17 protein-coding genes and 1 pseudogene are annotated in these 15,048 nt (G+C 51.9%); 2 read left to right on the top strand and 16 right to left on the bottom strand.

Annotation, left to right across the window (positions count from 1 at the left end):
- Nucleotides 1-50: 50 nt before the first annotated feature.
- The 7 genes and pseudogenes from C2I18_RS14940 to C2I18_RS14910 form a co-directional block, all read right to left on the bottom strand.
- The gene (locus tag C2I18_RS14940; RefSeq protein ID WP_249901923.1) at nucleotides 51-674 is read right to left on the bottom strand and encodes a hypothetical protein; all 624 of its coding nucleotides are present in this window, start codon (nucleotides 672-674) and stop codon (nucleotides 51-53) included.
- A 27-nt stretch (nucleotides 675-701) separates the two neighbouring features.
- Nucleotides 702-1,244 (bottom strand): DJ-1/PfpI family protein, encoded by a 543-nt coding sequence (locus C2I18_RS14935; protein ID WP_249901922.1) that lies wholly within the window; start codon nucleotides 1,242-1,244, stop codon nucleotides 702-704.
- Nucleotides 1,245-1,257: 13 nt separating this feature from the next.
- On the bottom strand, nucleotides 1,258-2,370 hold the full coding sequence (locus C2I18_RS14930) for a GerAB/ArcD/ProY family transporter (RefSeq protein ID WP_249901921.1): 1,113 nt from the start codon (nucleotides 2,368-2,370) through the stop codon (nucleotides 1,258-1,260).
- Nucleotides 2,371-2,398: 28 nt separating this feature from the next.
- A complete protein-coding gene (locus C2I18_RS14925; protein WP_249901920.1) occupies nucleotides 2,399-2,602 on the bottom strand; it encodes a hypothetical protein in 204 nt (67 codons plus the stop codon).
- Between the two features lies 1 nt (nucleotide 2,603).
- Entirely contained in the window at nucleotides 2,604-3,758 is a 1,155-nt protein-coding gene (locus tag C2I18_RS14920) for a Ger(x)C family spore germination protein (protein WP_249901919.1), read from the bottom strand.
- On the bottom strand, nucleotides 3,755-5,305 hold the full coding sequence (locus C2I18_RS14915; protein ID WP_249901918.1) for a spore germination protein: 1,551 nt from the start codon (nucleotides 5,303-5,305) through the stop codon (nucleotides 3,755-3,757). The genes C2I18_RS14920 and C2I18_RS14915 overlap by 4 nt, the downstream gene beginning before the upstream one ends.
- 191 nt (nucleotides 5,306-5,496) lie before the next feature.
- Nucleotides 5,497-5,822: pseudogene (locus C2I18_RS14910) on the bottom strand (DUF2569 family protein).
- Between the two features lie 99 nt (nucleotides 5,823-5,921).
- On the opposite strand from C2I18_RS14910, the gene C2I18_RS14905 reads away from it, so the two are divergent.
- The gene (locus C2I18_RS14905) at nucleotides 5,922-6,260 is read left to right on the top strand and encodes an MGMT family protein (RefSeq protein WP_249901916.1); all 339 of its coding nucleotides are present in this window, start codon (nucleotides 5,922-5,924) and stop codon (nucleotides 6,258-6,260) included.
- Here C2I18_RS14905 and C2I18_RS14900 read toward each other — a convergent pair.
- The 8 genes from C2I18_RS14900 to C2I18_RS14865 all read right to left on the bottom strand — a co-directional run bounded on the left by C2I18_RS14900 (nucleotide 6,236) and on the right by C2I18_RS14865 (nucleotide 12,668).
- Nucleotides 6,236-6,943 carry a DUF1361 domain-containing protein gene (locus tag C2I18_RS14900; protein WP_249901915.1) on the bottom strand — a complete coding sequence of 236 codons (708 nt, stop codon included), beginning with the start codon at nucleotides 6,941-6,943 and terminating at the stop codon, nucleotides 6,236-6,238. The genes C2I18_RS14905 and C2I18_RS14900 overlap by 25 nt on opposite strands.
- A 160-nt stretch (nucleotides 6,944-7,103) precedes the next feature.
- Nucleotides 7,104-8,873, bottom strand: a complete 1,770-nt coding sequence (locus C2I18_RS14895) for a SulP family inorganic anion transporter (RefSeq protein WP_249902130.1) — start codon at nucleotides 8,871-8,873, stop codon at nucleotides 7,104-7,106.
- 104 nt (nucleotides 8,874-8,977) lie between these two features.
- Nucleotides 8,978-9,304 (bottom strand): ArsR/SmtB family transcription factor, encoded by a 327-nt coding sequence (locus C2I18_RS14890; RefSeq protein WP_249901914.1) that lies wholly within the window; start codon nucleotides 9,302-9,304, stop codon nucleotides 8,978-8,980.
- Between the two features lie 123 nt (nucleotides 9,305-9,427).
- Nucleotides 9,428-9,805, bottom strand: a complete 378-nt coding sequence (locus C2I18_RS14885) for a hypothetical protein (protein WP_249901913.1) — start codon at nucleotides 9,803-9,805, stop codon at nucleotides 9,428-9,430.
- A 51-nt stretch (nucleotides 9,806-9,856) separates the two neighbouring features.
- Nucleotides 9,857-11,038 carry a pyridoxal phosphate-dependent aminotransferase gene (locus tag C2I18_RS14880; protein WP_249901912.1) on the bottom strand — a complete coding sequence of 394 codons (1,182 nt, stop codon included), beginning with the start codon at nucleotides 11,036-11,038 and terminating at the stop codon, nucleotides 9,857-9,859.
- 207 nt (nucleotides 11,039-11,245) lie between these two features.
- Entirely contained in the window at nucleotides 11,246-11,542 is a 297-nt protein-coding gene (locus C2I18_RS14875) for a putative quinol monooxygenase (protein WP_249901911.1), read from the bottom strand.
- Nucleotides 11,543-11,566: 24 nt separating this feature from the next.
- Nucleotides 11,567-12,202 carry a nitroreductase family protein gene (locus C2I18_RS14870; protein ID WP_249901910.1) on the bottom strand — a complete coding sequence of 212 codons (636 nt, stop codon included), beginning with the start codon at nucleotides 12,200-12,202 and terminating at the stop codon, nucleotides 11,567-11,569.
- Nucleotides 12,203-12,239: 37 nt separating this feature from the next.
- Nucleotides 12,240-12,668, bottom strand: a complete 429-nt coding sequence (locus C2I18_RS14865) for a MarR family winged helix-turn-helix transcriptional regulator (RefSeq protein ID WP_249901909.1) — start codon at nucleotides 12,666-12,668, stop codon at nucleotides 12,240-12,242.
- Between the two features lie 514 nt (nucleotides 12,669-13,182).
- On the opposite strand from C2I18_RS14865, the gene C2I18_RS14860 reads away from it, so the two are divergent.
- The gene (locus C2I18_RS14860) at nucleotides 13,183-13,962 is read left to right on the top strand and encodes a carbon-nitrogen family hydrolase (protein WP_249901908.1); all 780 of its coding nucleotides are present in this window, start codon (nucleotides 13,183-13,185) and stop codon (nucleotides 13,960-13,962) included.
- Between the two features lie 792 nt (nucleotides 13,963-14,754).
- Here C2I18_RS14860 and C2I18_RS14855 read toward each other — a convergent pair.
- Nucleotides 14,755-15,042 carry a hypothetical protein gene (locus tag C2I18_RS14855; RefSeq protein ID WP_249901907.1) on the bottom strand — a complete coding sequence of 96 codons (288 nt, stop codon included), beginning with the start codon at nucleotides 15,040-15,042 and terminating at the stop codon, nucleotides 14,755-14,757.
- Nucleotides 15,043-15,048: the final 6 nt, after the last annotated feature.

Here is a 15,048-nt window from a genome sequence, read left to right as displayed (position 1 = left end):
TCCCAGATAATTATGAAATGCAAACTATGATTATAGAATTCTAATAAAAATCAGCCAAGCGCGTCACGGAAAAATTCATGGTAAAAGTTAATAATCACCAGCAGCACGGCCAGCGACTCGTTGACGCTGCCTACTTCAAGCAAATGATTGGCATCATCGATCCGGTAGACCCTGAGATTCTTCAACCCTTTGATCCCGGCAGAGTGCTGTTCAGTGAACAAGGGATCGCTGCCTCCGTAAATAATAGTCCCCCGGCTCTGGCGGATCCACGGAAGCGTATCAGCTATAGGCGTCAAATACAGATGAGAGGTCTTCTGCTGAAGATCATTTTCTGCGGCAACCCTGCCGGCGATTACTGTACCCAGACTTTTGCTGATGAACAGCAGTCCGTCATATTCAGGAAGCGAGTCGATCGCCGCCTTGCATTCCCCGACAACAATGTCGATCTCTTCCCGTTTAAAATCCGTGCGTGCGCTCTGATAGCCGTATTCCAGCAATAAAAGATCACAGCCGTACTCCCTGGCCAGCTTGGCCGCATAATCCAGAAGCGAGCGCTCAGCGGAATAATTTTTGCCCGGAAAGACAACAGCCAGTGTCTTCGCCCCCTGGGTGATGTACTTATGTCTGACTTCCCTGCCCCAGTGTGAGGTCATTACGATACTTGATACACTCATGATGCTTCTCCTTTTCCCACTACGTTTCTAGACTGCCTTGAAGTATTTGAAAAAATCTATGGTCTCCTGCAGATCGTCCCCGTCTTTATAAATATTCATCATTCTGCCAAGCTCAAGCGCAAAATCGACATACCCGTTCGGCAGAGCCGTCAGAATGTTCCCGTCCACGACAGCATTATCCTGTACTGAAGTGCCTGCAGATACTGCTTCTGCGGGGTTCCCAGCATATCTTTTACCTTCCAGGACACCTGCAGCCTTCAAGACCTCAACCCCGCCGCAAATCGCGGCAATCGTTGTACCGGCAGCGTTCAGCCTGCGGACCAGTTCCAGCAGTTTCTCATTCCTGGCCAACTCCGCAGTATCTCCTCCGGGAATAACAAGCACGTCCACAGCACCCGTATCCAGCTCCCCAATAACTTTCGCAGGATTCGTAGAGAATCCCTCGCAGGAATCGAAGGGCCTTTTTTCCAGTCCTAGAGTGTAAACTTCACTTTTAGTTTTCATGAAATAGGCCGCCAGCACAACCTCAAACTGTACAAACCCGTCATAAATAAGAATATAGGTATTCAATATGCAGCACTCCTCAGCTCCCGGGGACGTTCCCCGTTTCTCTCTGCCTATCATTATAGCGAATAACCTCTGCCACAATCCATAACAATACAGGGATTATTACCTGAAAAGGAAGAGCATAGATTTTATAGATATGGTAGGAAAAATACTGCATCTGCATAATATCCTGGTAGATGAACTCCGCCAGATAAACCATGATAAGGCCTGTCTGCAGGACGACGGAGCGGTAGCTCTTCAGCTTGAACACTGTGGCTATTCCGCGGCTGGCTGCATACAAACATACGCTTACCTTTACAAACAGTGCTGTTACAAAGATGATCGCTGACGAGCCTTCTATTCTGGTCAGAAAATCGCCAATATTGATTCTGCTGACAGCAACATAGGAGGGGAAATACAGCCCGGATAAAATATCCGGCCCCAGCATAAGCAAATTCCGCAAGGAGATCGCAATCATGATCACTCCGGAAATGAGAAGCCCGCTTAAGAGCACACGCTTGGCCGAGCCTTTTGGCGGAAGCGCGCCGAATGCCCCCAGGAAAATTACAATTTCAGCAAACGGAAAGGTAAATATACCGGCAGTATCCGACAGAACAGGCCCCCATCCGTTTTCCAGCAGCGGCTTCAAATGATGGTATTCATATTTGGGAACGGCAAGGATTTGTATAACTGCAGTTATAGCCAGAGTGAACAGGAGCAAAAATTTGGCGCTGCGCCCAAGCACCTCGATACCCGCATTCACTACCCAGACGCACAGGAGGCCGATGACCAGCATCGGGGCAAGCATCGGCGTGGAGGTAAGCGCCACTGTTCTGCTGAACTCTCCGAAGTTGCGCAGTACAAGTGCTCCTATATGCACAGCATACCAGATGTACAGACAGCACAGCACCCGGCCGAAAATTCCGCCAAATACAGCAAGCAGCATATCGAACAGATCCTTGCCGGGATACAGCCGGTGCAGTCTCGCATAGATGAGCATAAGAGGGACTGACAGCAGAACAGCAAAAATCAGCGCGATCCAATTACTGTTGCCGGATTCTCCGGCCACCCCCATAAACAGTGAGGTCCCGGTAATAAACAGAACTGTAATACTGATGGACTGTCCTGCCGGAATAATCTCTTTGCCCATACTGCGCCCCTCCTCTCTGGTCTGCAGGTTAAAATAGCTTTCTGATAAAGCCCACAATAGGTGTGGAGGGACTCGGGATCTCCCAATGCATCGCCAGCGAAAAGGCCAGGCCGAAGGAGAGCAGGCATAGTGCGGAACATACGTAAAATTCCCGTTTTTGCCCCTGCTTCAGCAGACCGTAGGGATCGACCACTATAATAAAAGCATAGATAAGCACAGTATAGATCGCCATGTCAGTCCCCCAGCCTGATCGCTCTTGAAGTTTTGGCGGTACTTTTAATCACGACCTTGGAGCTTACCTTCACATCCAGCGTACTGAATTCCCTGCCCCAATGATCCTTGATGCCGGCCCAGGTTCCGGGCAGGTTCTCATGTACAACTTCGCCTAAGCCGAAAATATCCGCATGATATTCCCGCTGCAGCTTATGGATTACAGACAGCATATTCTCCTGCAGTTCCTCTGCCGCCCGTTTCTCTATAGCTTCTATGCTCTCGCTGCCCTTCAGGCCCTCGGGAGTCATCACCTCATCCAGCCCGGTCTCTGTTACCGTATCGATCTGAATTTCAATTTTGCCGTCTGCCAGCTTGGGATGAACCTTTGTCCGGTTCGATAATATCTCCAGCGAATAGCTTGGAACACCCTGCTTGTTGTCTACCTTCAGCACGCCACCGCGGACTTTATTACTCACGAACAGCATGCTTTTCGTTTCGTCCCCGTCTAATTTCCCGACCATCCGGTCCCTCACAAAAATGGCGGTGCCGCTCACCCGTTCATTTTTTTGGCCATTCTCTTCATGAATACTGACCAGCGGAGCCACGGCATTATGGCCGGTGGTCTCCAGCTTGTCGATAAAATCCCATATTTCCACCACAGGTGCACTTGCGACATATTGTTCATCCCGCATCATTTGCGCCAGTTCAAAGGACATAATGGCCTCGGTTGTACTGTTCATGTTAAGCACTCCGCGTGCGGTTTGCCCGCTGGCTACAAAAATATATACATCCGATCGCGTCTCCGTATCCCTGCTGTACCAGTCCATTGCTCTTATCAGGCCGTCACGGGCCACCTCTTCACTGAAAATGATCGCTTTGGCATGGCTCCAGAACAGCTTTTTGCCGGTCATGGCAATCATTTCACGGACAATTTCAAACTCGGTATCCCCCGAGAGACTCAGCATTTTGAAGTTAGGCTGATTCTGTTCCAATCCGCCTTTCGTATCAATCATTTCTACTGTGACCTGCGGCTTTCCGGTTTCCGGATCTTTGTCGATGGCTACACCTGATACTATTGATATATCATCCACCTCCGTATAATTCCAGCAGCCGGACAAGCCCGGCAGACCCGTGACACAGAACAGCAGAAGCATCATTCGGGAAAATATCTTCATGGCCGTTTAACCGGCTTCCTGGCCGGTTTCCGCCTCATATTGCGTACACCAATAATTGCCGGCCGCAGATACATATCCCACCAGGGAGCACGGATGGCAGTATCCTTGATGTCCTGCGGGCGGATGGAACCTACGCCAAGCATATAAGGAACGCCAAAGGAACGCAGGCTCATCAGATGAATAACCAGTCCCAGCAGTCCAAAAAAATAGCCATAGAGTCCGAGGAAGAAGGTTATGACAAGCAGCAGCAGCCTTACTATAATCAGCGGGCCTGTCAGCCGGGGATTCAGCAGTGTGGTAATTCCGGTGAGCCCTACGACAATGACCATCGGCGCACTCACGATCCGGGCATCAACCGCAGCCTGTCCCAATACAAGCGCACCTACGATGCTGACAGCCTGCCCGATGGAAGCGGGAATTCTCGCTCCGGCCTCCCGCAGAATCTCAAAGATCGTCAGCATCAGCAGCGCTTCTACCACTGTCGGAAACGGAACAGACATCCTGGCCGTAGCAATGCTCAGCAGGAGCAGCGTCGGAACCATCTCCTGGCTGTAGGTAACCAGCGCTACATAGAGTGCCGGGATACTGATCGACATCAATGCGCCGAGAACCCGCAGAAGACGGTTAAATGAGGCGAAATAGTAGTTAATATAATAATCCTCACCCGATTGAAAATTCTCTACAAAAACATAGGGCAGCGTAAGGGCAAACGGGGTTCCTTCAATCAGTACGGCAATACGGCCTTCCATCAACTTGCTGACCACTGAATCCGGACGTTCTGTACTGCCGATCATATCGAACGGGGAGTATGGCTCATCCCGGACCAGTTCAGCCAGATAACCTGTATCAAGCAGATGGTCAATGTCCACCCGGCCAAGCCGCTCCTGAAGCTCCTTAAGAATATCCGGGGAAGCGAGGCTTTCCATATAACAGATACAAGTCTGTGTCTTGGAGCGGGTGCCGATTTCGCTGAATACAAACTTCAAATCCGGGTTCAGCACTCTGCGCCGGATAAGCGTCAGATTAACCAGCAGAGATTCGTTGAAGCCCTCCCGAGGTCCGCGTACGGTTTTTTCCGTCGTGGGCTCTTCTATCGCCCGGGTCTCCCAGCCTTGGACACTTACCTGAAGTGCACCGGCATAGCCGTCCAGCAGAAATACGGCCTGGCCTCCTACGATTGCTGTGACAAGCTCGGTCAGGCTGGAAGTATGCGTAACCTCGCTGACCGTGATGATCTGCTTGCGGATTTTCTCCATCAGAACGGTACAATCCAGCTTCTCTTCCTCCTTGAATTCCCAGGCCATTACAGGCCCGATCACCCCGTTCTGGACAAGCTCCTGGTCAATCATTCCCTCCACATAGATCAGCCCGCAGCGGATCCGCATATCATGGGTATTCTCTATGAAACGCACTTTGAGCGTACCGTCATTTCTGAATATCCCGCGGACTAAAGCCAACGTCTCATCGAGTGAGGTATTCAGAGGCCTGGATAAAGATAGGCCGGAGACCTTGGAACTGCCGTTCCCCGCAGCGTCAGTGTTATGCACAGCACTCACTCCCATCGCAGCTTTTGAACCCATTATCCCCCGGGCCGGCAACTCCTATGCGCCATAATTTTACTTACATTCATCTGCTTCCTGCAGATTCATTGGCATTTAAGCCCCGTTACTCCCGGATCACCAAGACTTCCGGAACAGCAAAAAAGCCGCAGCTGCGGCTTCCTGGTCAGAGCTGTTTTCTAATTCACGAACGTATTCCTGACCCGCCGGGACCGGAGGAAATAAGGAATCCAGATAGCGCAGGTACCGGCCGTTCTGATGATATCGCGCAGTGAGCCGACAGCAGCATAAACACAATATTGCTTACCGCTTCAAAAATCAGCAGCGGACCCCACATGGGATCGTAAACCGGAGAACTTGGCGAAGTAAGTGCCTCCCACACATCCGTCTGAAAAGAGGGAATGATGGAATTAAGAGTCAATACCGCCATGCTTATAAAGGTAAAATACAGTCCGATCTGCGTAAGAATAAGCCAGCCGCCAAGGCCTCTGGGCTCATTAAGCATAAGCTGCGGCCCGTTGTTTCCAGGAATCAGGGTTCCCATGTTGAGCACTTCCTCTGTTATAATTTGTGTGACAAGCTGCCCTATGAAGGAGTATTTTCAATGACACCATTCACAGAAAAGGTTATAGCCATTATAAGAAGTATTCCCGAAGGCAAAGTCATGACCTACGGGGGAGTGGCCCGGGCTGCGGGCAGTCCCCGGGCAGCACGTCAGGTGGTGCGGATTCTCCACTCGATGAGCCGGAAGTACAAGCTGCCCTGGCACAGGGTTATCAATGCCCAAGGCAGAATAGCACTGGGCATTGATGAATCCGGGGCCATGCAGAAGCTGTACCTGCTGGGCGAAGGCGTGCTTTTTGACGATAATGAAATCATCGATCTGGAGGTCTTCGGCTTTCAGCCCGCAGAGGAGGATTATCTTTTCCCGCCTTTGGAGTAGCTCCGTCTGGCTGTACCGCCCGCGCCAAGCCCGTTCATCAGGAAGTACAGGGTCGCGTATATGACCAGCAGCACCGCAGCGGTAAACAGGCTGAAGAACAGCGACTGCCGGTTCAGGCTGTCAATGACCAGCTGGTACAGCTGGTGCCGGTCTGTCAGCACATCCCAGCTGTTCAGCCGGTAGACCCTGCCGAGCAGAACACCGTAACCGCCCAGCGCACACGCCGCAAGCACGAACACCCAGGAGAGCAGCAGATTGCTTTTACGGAAGATGACGCTCTGGAATTGGTAAAGTGAGAAGAACCCGGTCAGCCATCCGCTCCAGGTGAACAGCAGCAGGGTAATCAGGTCATACCAGTACCGGCTCTGGACCACTCCGTCCACGAAGTAAATGTTTTTTCTGATGGTCAGATGCAGCAGGTCGGTCATCAGATACGGCGCGTTCGGGAAGAACAGCAGCCAGGCAATCCCCAGAGGAAGCAGGAGCAGCCCTGAAGTTCTTCGCTGATCCAGCCAATAGGCGGCCATCGAGAAAACCAGGGGAACCCAGGCGAGGAACAAATTCCAGAGCAAAAAACCGTAGAACGTATCGGTCCGCTGGGAAACCACGCGGTAGACCGCCAGCGTCGCCAGCGACAGTCCGGCCAGCAGCAGGAACACTTTGGTGTAATTCAGTTCTTTCATGAACGTCGGATCTCCTTATCGTTTGACTTGGCTAATTCCGTTATGTAGTTTGCAGCAGGTTACTGGTATTGTACAAATATGGTATTCCTTAGTCCATACCTAATATAACATAACAGCCCGGGTGGCAGTGTGCACCCGGGCTGATGTAATAATTTTTAAATTATAACGGAGAATTCCGCACAGCTGCAGCTGGAAGACCCGTGAACACGCTGCGTCCTGCCGTCTCCTCCTGACCCGCCAGCGCTCCGCATTCGCGGAAGGCGGCATGCCTGCAGCCGCTGCACCGTTCCCGGCTGATACTCCCCAGTGCTGCCGTGATCGCTTCACCGGTATGGTCGAAGAACTGCGCAGCCCCTATTGACTCATACAGCCCGGTCTTCTTCAGAAGCCCGAGCGGCTGCGGCTGAATTCCCGCAATCAGCAGCCTGCCTCCATCCTCCTGCAGCTGCTTTACCAGCCCGGAGAGATTGGATTCGCCCGTTGTATCCATGAACGGCACCTTGCCCATGCGCAGTAATATAATCTTCGCCCGGTCCGGCCCCAGCTCCGGCATCGTTGATTCAAATCTGTAGGCTGCCCCGAAGAACAGCGGACCCTCCACATTGTAAATTCCGATCTGCGGACAATCACGGCTCTCCGTGACCATATGTGCTCCGACCTTCACGGATAAAGGGTCTGGCAGCACCTTCGCCACCCGGTGCGCTTCCCCCATCCGTTTGACGAACAGGATGACGGCAAGTACCAGCCCCGCCTCTACAGCAAGCGTCAAATCGGCAAATACGGTCAGCAGAAAGGTAATGAAGAGCACCAGCGAATCCCCGGTCTTCAGCTTCAGCAGGTGAAGGAACTCCCTCCGCTCACTCATATTCCAGGCCACCACCATGAGGATCGGGGCCATGGCCGCCAGCGGAATGCTGGAGGCATACGGCGCAAACAGCAGAAGAATTACAAACACTACAACGCCGTGTATGACCCCGGACAGCGGTGAGGCAGCGCCGCTGCGGATGTTGGTTGCCGTTCTGGCAATGGCGCCAGTGGCCGGAATACCGCCGAACAGTGGAGCGGCAATGTTCGCAATGCCCTGGCCGATCAGCTCACGGTTGCTGTCATGGCGGCTGCCGGACATTCCGTCTGCCACCACCGCAGACAGCAGCGACTCAATTGCTCCCAGCATAGCGATGATAAAAGCCGGACGGATCAGCTCCCTGATCACCTCCCAGGTGATTACAGGAAAATGAAAACTCGGCAGCGTGTTCGGAATGTCACCGTAAGCGGAGCCGATCGTAGTCACCTTGCCGCTGAAGAACAGCGCCGCGATCAGGGCTGCTGCGAGCAACCCGACCAGTGATCCCGGTATTTTGGGTGCATACCGGAGCCCCAGAATGACTACAGCCAGACAGATTAGAGCTGTCAGAACGCTGTACAAATTCATTGTCGAAATATGCAGCCCGATCTCCTTCATGTTATCCACGAAGCTCTCATGCCGCTTTATTCCCTCGAGCCCGAGAAAATTGGCAATTTGCCCGGTGAAGATAATAACGGCAATTCCCGCCGTGAAACCGACCGTTACCGGCTTCGGAATAAATTTGATCAGCACTCCCAGCCGCAAGGCACCCATCACGACGAGAATCACTCCGGCCATCATGCCTGCAATCAGCAGGTTCTCATACCCGTACTCCATCGCAATGGCGAATAAGACCGGAATGAACGCCCCTGTCGGTCCGCCAATCTGAAATTTGGAACCCCCGAACAGGGAGATCAGAATGCCGGCAACAATGGTCGTATAAATCCCGTATTCCGGCTTCACGCCGGAAGCAATAGCAAAAGCCATCCCGAGCGGGATGGCAATAACGCCGACGATTGTCCCTGAAATCATGTCCTTGCGCAGAGAAGCAATGCTGTAGCCTTGAAACCGGCCCCACCTTGTCATCATCTAACCTTCTTTTCTTTAAATATCTGATTATTTGAATATATTAGCAACATTACTCCTGACTTCCGCTCTTGTCAACGGGAAATCCCCCGGTTACCCGGGGGTTACTCGCTGCGCATTCCTTCAAGAACTGAGATCGCGTTTACAAGATGATTGTCGAAGATCTGTCTGGCTACTGCCAGCAAATCCTTAATCAGGGGATCGCGCAGCGAATAGATCACAGTTGTGCCTTCTTTTACACTGGCTACTACATTTTTGGCGCGGAGTACTGCAAGCTGCTGGGATACGGCTGAGCCTTCCGAGCCGAGGATCGCCTGCAGTTCGTTTACATTCTTCTCGCCTTCACTCAGCAGCTCCAGGATGCGGATCCGCATCGGATGAGCCAGCGCCTTGAAAAATTCGGTCTTGAATTGCTGAATATCGCTGTTCATTGAACTTCTGCTCCCTCACGAAATTACTTTACATCATGATTTATTGTTATATTAGCTCATTTCTTGCAGAGTGGCTATGCGGTCCATAAATTACCAGTCCTCACAGCCGGATCTGTACTGAAATCACAGCAGTACCGGATAAATCCCGAGCTCAGGCGTTCTCAGCTCCACATAACCGCCCAGCGCCATCGGCTCTCCGAGACATTCGAACATGATCAGCTCCGGCCCCAGCCGGAGATAACCTGTACCGTCCTCCTCGATGTTCTCCAGCACACCGGTTAATACGGTTTCGGCTCCTTCCTGCCGCATGCCGTATTCATTACTGCTTACCGGCACCAGATCCACCCAGCGCATAAAAAGCATCGGGAGTTCAAACTCCGCTTCAAGCTCTTCCCCGGGCTTCACCGGACCACCGGCCCAGATTCCCCTGCCCTCACCGCATTCTGCTGTAAAATACACTTCGCCTGTTCTGAGCCCGAGCTTTTGTATCGTTATTTTCATTGTTGTGCCCCGCCGTTCTCTTAATATCGGTCTATTTCATCCATATTTACACTACTTTTGCTGAAAAAGCTGCAAACCGGCAATCCGCTTCACAGCTTCTGCCAGCCGGGCCTCATCGCTTACCAGGCCTACCCGCACATACCCTTCACCGTGAGTCCCGAAGCCAATGCCGGGAGCGACAACAACATGCGCCTGATTCAACAGCAAATCGGCAAAGCTTTGTGAAGTAAAGCCGTCAGGAACAGGCAGCCAGGCAAAAAAGGAGCCTCCGGGAGCCTCGACCTCCCAGCCCAAGTCCTGCAGACCGTTAATCAGAAGGTTGCGCCGGGTCTCATAACGGTTGACATTCTCCCGGACGCATTCCTGGGGACCGGACAGTGCGGCAGCAGCGGCTTCTTGAACTGCACCGAACAGGCTGACATACATATGGTCCTGCAGCAGGTTGAGACTCTCAATGACACTGGCATTCCCTGCAGCAAAAGCAACCCGCCACCCGGCCATGTTATAGGTTTTGGAGAGTGTATAAATTTCAATTCCGTTATCCTTGGCTCCGGGAGTCTGAAGGAAGCTGACCGGCTTCCGGCCTTCATAACCAATCGCTGCATAGGCAAAATCATGCACTACACAAATATGATGCTCCGCAGCAAACCTGACCGTCTCCGCAAAAAACGCCCCGTCTGCCACCGCCCCTGTGGGATTGTTAGGATAATTTAGAAACATCAGCTTGGCCTTGGCCGCCGTTTCTGCACTTATAGCTGTGTAGTCCGGCAGATATCCCCGCTCCTCCGTAAGCGGCATCATCTCCATGACTGCCCGTGCCAGCTCGATCCCGGACCAGTAATCCGGGTAGCCCGGGTCCGGGACAAGCGCCGTATCGCCCGGATTGAGCAGGCACTGCACCACCTCGACCAGCCCCGTTTTTCCGCCGAACAGAATAGCAATCTCCCGCTGGGGGTCCAGTTCTACACCATACTCTCTTTTATAAAAAGCTGCCGCAGCTTCCTTAAAATAGCCGTGACCGCGGAATGGCGGGTATCTATGATTGTCAGCATTCTGCGCCCCCTTCAGCAAAGCCTCTACAATATGGGGCGGCGTGGGCATATCCGGATTGCCTTGTCCCAGATTAATGACATCATGCCCTTCCCTGGCAACCTGTCCGGCTCTGGCTACGAGCTCTGCAAAAAACTGCTTCGGCAAAGAATTCAGCACGTGCGACGGTTCAAAATGATTCATGGCCGGGTTCACCCTCTCTGTAAGCTTTCCTGATCATATATTGCATTTATTCTAGCTGTTCAGGAAATTCCCGGCAACCTTTAAGTGATAGAATGCAGCTGTGCCAATCTTTAATCAGTACGCAAAAAAGGAGCAGAACCTGAGTTCCGCCCCCCGCATTATGTTTCGTTCCGGACAGTGTGCTGCCCTGCGCTCCGGAATTCTTAATTATTTGGTAACTGGTTCTGCTGTGTAGACCTTAACGTCCAGTGGAGCCGTCAGGAATTCGCCCGCTTTGGCAGCAAAGCCTGTGAAATGGGGGCTGGTGTTGTGGAAAGCCATAGCTTCCGCATCACGCCAAGTCTCCACCATGATATAGGTATTCTCACCGGTAGCTTGCTTATACAGCTCGTAGGAGATGTTGCCTTCTTCCTCATGGGTCGCTGATACCAGCGATCTAGCCTCAGCCAGGAACAGCTCTTCGCGTTCCGGATTTACTTGCATTACAGCATGAATAATGAACATGGTTATTCCCTCCAGTTAGTTATATTATTTCCACTCTGCAATTTTGTCGACCGGCAGGCGTACGGACTGGTAGCCTTCGGCAGCCGCTTTACCCATGGAGATCAGCATGACCGGGATATAACGCTCTTTGTCCATTCCGAACAATTCAGCGATCTGGTCTTTCTCGAAACCGCCGATTGCATTGGTGTCATAGCCGTGGGCCCGGGCAACCAGCATCAGCTGCATCGATACCAGACCGCCGTCGATCATCACGGTTTCTCTGTTTACTTCCTTAGGCAGGTTGGCAAAATGTCCGGCAAAGCTGGCCAGCTGGCGTTCTTTGACTTCCTGCGGCATAAGACCGCGTTCTACAGCCGTACTGTAGATTTCTTCAGCATAATCAAAGTTATTCAAATCACCGAATACAGCGATCATAGCCGCAGAGGTCTCCACCTGTACCTGGTTGAACTTGGCGATTGTCGCAAGCTTGGCTTTCGCCTCCGGACTCTCAATTACGAGGAAGCGCCAAGGCTGCATGTTAACCGAAGACGGAGCCAGTGTAGCTTCTGCCAGAATCTCGGTCATTTCCTCTTTGCTGATTTTGACATTCGGATCATATTGGCGCACCGAACGGCGGCCTGTGATAATAGCGTTGAAGTCATTGGTTTTAGTTGCACTCATGAAAAACAGTCTCCTTTTATTGTTATATGAATTAAGGCTACAGGGATTTGATATTGTGCTGCAGCCGGGTAAGCATATCTATTAGCAGCCTGCGTTCCTGTTCACTAAATCCCGCAAACAAACTGCTGATGAAACGGTCCTTCTCTTCCTTGTAACAGTGCATCTTGTCCCGCCCCTGCGGTGTCAGAGAGACCAGGGTCACTCTGTTGTCAGCCGGATTGTTGCGCCGTGTAATTGTGCCGCTCTCTTCCAGTCCCTTCAGATGGCGGGTGACGGCTGCAGCATCGATGCCAATTTGCTTTTGCAGCGCGATCTGGCTGATCTCCTCGACCTGGAACAGCTCGTTCAGAAGGCGGAGGCGTGTGGGGCTTATGCCTGCACAGCGTTCAAACTTCGGGCTTAGCCCTTTATTCAGTACTTGGAGCAATTCAAATATGCTCTCATCCTCAGGCTGATATTCCGTCAATTTTAACCTCCTCAAAGTTTTGTGAGCATTACTCCCTGAATTTGCTTCGGACAAAACTCGCTTCGGAAGCATTGGCTTAAGTTTTGTGAGCATTACTCCCCGAATCTGCTTCGGACAAAACTCGCTTCGGAAGCATTGGCTTAAGTTTTGTGAGCATTACTCCCCGAATCTGCTTCGGACAAAACTCGCTTCGGAAGCATTGGCTTAAGTTTTGTGAGCATTACTCCCTGAATCTGCTTCGGACAAAACTCGCTTCGGAAGCATTGGCTTAAGTTTTACACCTTAGAATGCCCTGTACTGCCCGCCGCAAAACTGAATTTTGAAACATTCTCTTATGCCCTGAGAACTTCCAATCCGAATTAGATTGTGTAAAATATGATTTAACAAAACTTAGTTTACACTCATATCGTTGACCCGTCAACTATTTTAAGCAAGTTTTATGCCGATAGCAAATTTCCGTTACATTATCAGGGAATCCCCTTTATAATTTCAGAATAAGAAGGAGGTTAGCATCGTGAACATATCCCTGATTCAGCTTGATATAGCATTTGGACAACCGGAAGTGAACTATGCATCTGCCGAGGTCAAAATCCGTGAAGCTGCCGCTGAACGGCCTGATTGTATCGTTCTTCCTGAGCTGTGGACGACCGGCTATGACTTAACCCGTCTTGAAGAGATCGCTGATCCTCAGGGTGCTGATACAAAGTCATTTATCTCCCGCCTGGCCCGGGAGTACGGTGTTAACATTGTGGCCGGGTCAGTGGCCAGCCGCCAGGCTGCCGGAGTTACGAACTCCATGTATGTATTTAACCGCAGCGGGGAGCTTACCGGAGAATACAGCAAGCTGCACCTGTTCCGGCTGATGGATGAGCATCTGTACTTACAGCCGGGACAATCCAAAGGGCTGTTTACGCTTGACGGTGCCCCCTGCTCCGGCCTGATTTGCTACGATATCCGTTTTCCGGAATGGGTCCGCGCCCACACCTCACTCGGTGCCGAAGTTCTTTTCGTCACTGCGGAATGGCCGCTGCCGCGCCTGTCCCACTGGCGCGCACTGCTCATCAGCCGGGCCATCGAGAACCAGTGTTACGTCGTTGCCTGCAACCGTGCCGGAACTGATCCTGCGAACACTTTTGCCGGCCACTCCATGATTATTGATCCTTGGGGCGACATCGTCAGTGAAGCCGGGGAAAGCGAGGAGATTCTTACGGGAACCATTGATCTGCAAAAGGTCCGCGACGTCAGAGAGCAAATCCCCATCTTCTCGGACCGCCGGCCTGATTTGTACAGATAATCTTGTCGTTCCTTAATCAATAAACCAATGTAGTTACAGACTTGCTGTTCCAGCCGCAACAACCCAATATGTCAGCGCTATCCTCACAAAACGGCTTGTAAGAATGATGGTCGAGCAGCATAGCTTAAATCAATCCAATCGGTTAGCCTACCGCCAGTACGACAATTAAACTTATCCAGCCTAATCTGCTATACCTGGTTTTCATTGTTCAGCCCAGCCCAGCCCAGCCCAGCCCAGCCCAGCCCAGCCCAGCCCAGCCCAGCCCAGCCCAGCCCAGCCCGGTTAAGTGTATTTTGTGCAGCTATTCCATGCCAAATCTTAAAAAATGGAGAAATAAATGCACTTATTACAGCTAAAACTAGCTGAAAACGACGTTTTGCCCAGATTCCGCCATTATAACTGTATAAAGTGCAGCTATCTCCTCACATGTAGCCAATTGTTACGTTTTAGTTGTACGAAGTGCAGCTATATGCGGGAACAGGAGGGCGTAGAAGACGAAAAGCGATAACAATAGTTAACGACGGTTACTGGGTTGGTGGTAATAAGGTTAGCAGTTTGCGGTTTGCGGTTTGCGGTTTGCGGTTTGCGGTTTGCAGTTTGCGGTTCGCGGCTTGCGATTACGGTTTGCGGTTACGGTTTGCGGTTGCGGTTACGGTTTGCGGTTACGGTTACGTTACGGTTCGGTTTGCGGTTTGCGGCTTGCGGCTTGCGGCTTGCGGCTTGCGGCTTGCGGTTTGCGGTTACGGTTTGCGGTTACGGTTTGCGATTACGGTTTGCGGTTACGGTTTGGGGTTACGGTTTGCGGTTACGGTCTGCAGTTACGGTTACGTTACGGTTACGGTTACGGTTTGCGGTTTGCGGTTTGCGGTTTGCGGTTTGCGGTTTGCGGTTTGCGGTTTGCGGTTTGCGGTTTGCGGTTTGCGGTTTGCGGTTTGCGGCTTGCGGGTTGCGGTTACGGGTTGCGGGCGGTTGCGTAGCCCGGCCGGAATTGCCGACATCCGTGCAGTCCGTCCCAGCTTGGAAAAGCTCCGCGAAGCTAAAAAAAGATGCTGCGGCAGCTGCACCAAGCAGCTGTTCCACAGCATC

Origin of the sequence: Paenibacillus sp. PK3_47 (assembly GCF_023520895.1) — a bacterium.
In the GTDB taxonomy this organism is placed as follows: Bacteria; Bacillota; Bacilli; order Paenibacillales; family Paenibacillaceae; genus Paenibacillus_AQ.
The sequence above is the reverse complement of the archived record's forward strand: the minus strand, read 5'-3'. Positions and strand labels throughout refer to the sequence as shown.

Excerpts from the sequence above, each read along its gene's own strand:
- C2I18_RS14940 (WP_249901923.1), bottom strand. The coding sequence starts at position 674 with ATGAGTGTATCAAGTATCGTAATGACCTCACACTGGGGCAGGGAAGTC.
- C2I18_RS14930 (WP_249901921.1), bottom strand. The coding sequence starts at position 2,370 with ATGGGCAAAGAGATTATTCCGGCAGGACAGTCCATCAGTATTACAGTT.
- C2I18_RS14925 (WP_249901920.1), bottom strand. The coding sequence starts at position 2,602 with ATGGCGATCTATACTGTGCTTATCTATGCTTTTATTATAGTGGTCGAT.
- C2I18_RS14920 (WP_249901919.1), bottom strand. The coding sequence starts at position 3,758 with ATGAAGATATTTTCCCGAATGATGCTTCTGCTGTTCTGTGTCACGGGT.
- C2I18_RS14905 (WP_249901916.1), top strand. The coding sequence starts at position 5,922 with ATGACACCATTCACAGAAAAGGTTATAGCCATTATAAGAAGTATTCCC.
- C2I18_RS14900 (WP_249901915.1), bottom strand. The coding sequence starts at position 6,943 with ATGAAAGAACTGAATTACACCAAAGTGTTCCTGCTGCTGGCCGGACTG.
- C2I18_RS14895 (WP_249902130.1), bottom strand. The coding sequence starts at position 8,873 with ATGACAAGGTGGGGCCGGTTTCAAGGCTACAGCATTGCTTCTCTGCGC.
- C2I18_RS14890 (WP_249901914.1), bottom strand. The coding sequence starts at position 9,304 with ATGAACAGCGATATTCAGCAATTCAAGACCGAATTTTTCAAGGCGCTG.
- C2I18_RS14885 (WP_249901913.1), bottom strand. The coding sequence starts at position 9,805 with ATGAAAATAACGATACAAAAGCTCGGGCTCAGAACAGGCGAAGTGTAT.
- C2I18_RS14880 (WP_249901912.1), bottom strand. The coding sequence starts at position 11,038 with ATGAATCATTTTGAACCGTCGCACGTGCTGAATTCTTTGCCGAAGCAG.
- C2I18_RS14875 (WP_249901911.1), bottom strand. The coding sequence starts at position 11,542 with ATGTTCATTATTCATGCTGTAATGCAAGTAAATCCGGAACGCGAAGAG.
- C2I18_RS14870 (WP_249901910.1), bottom strand. The coding sequence starts at position 12,202 with ATGAGTGCAACTAAAACCAATGACTTCAACGCTATTATCACAGGCCGC.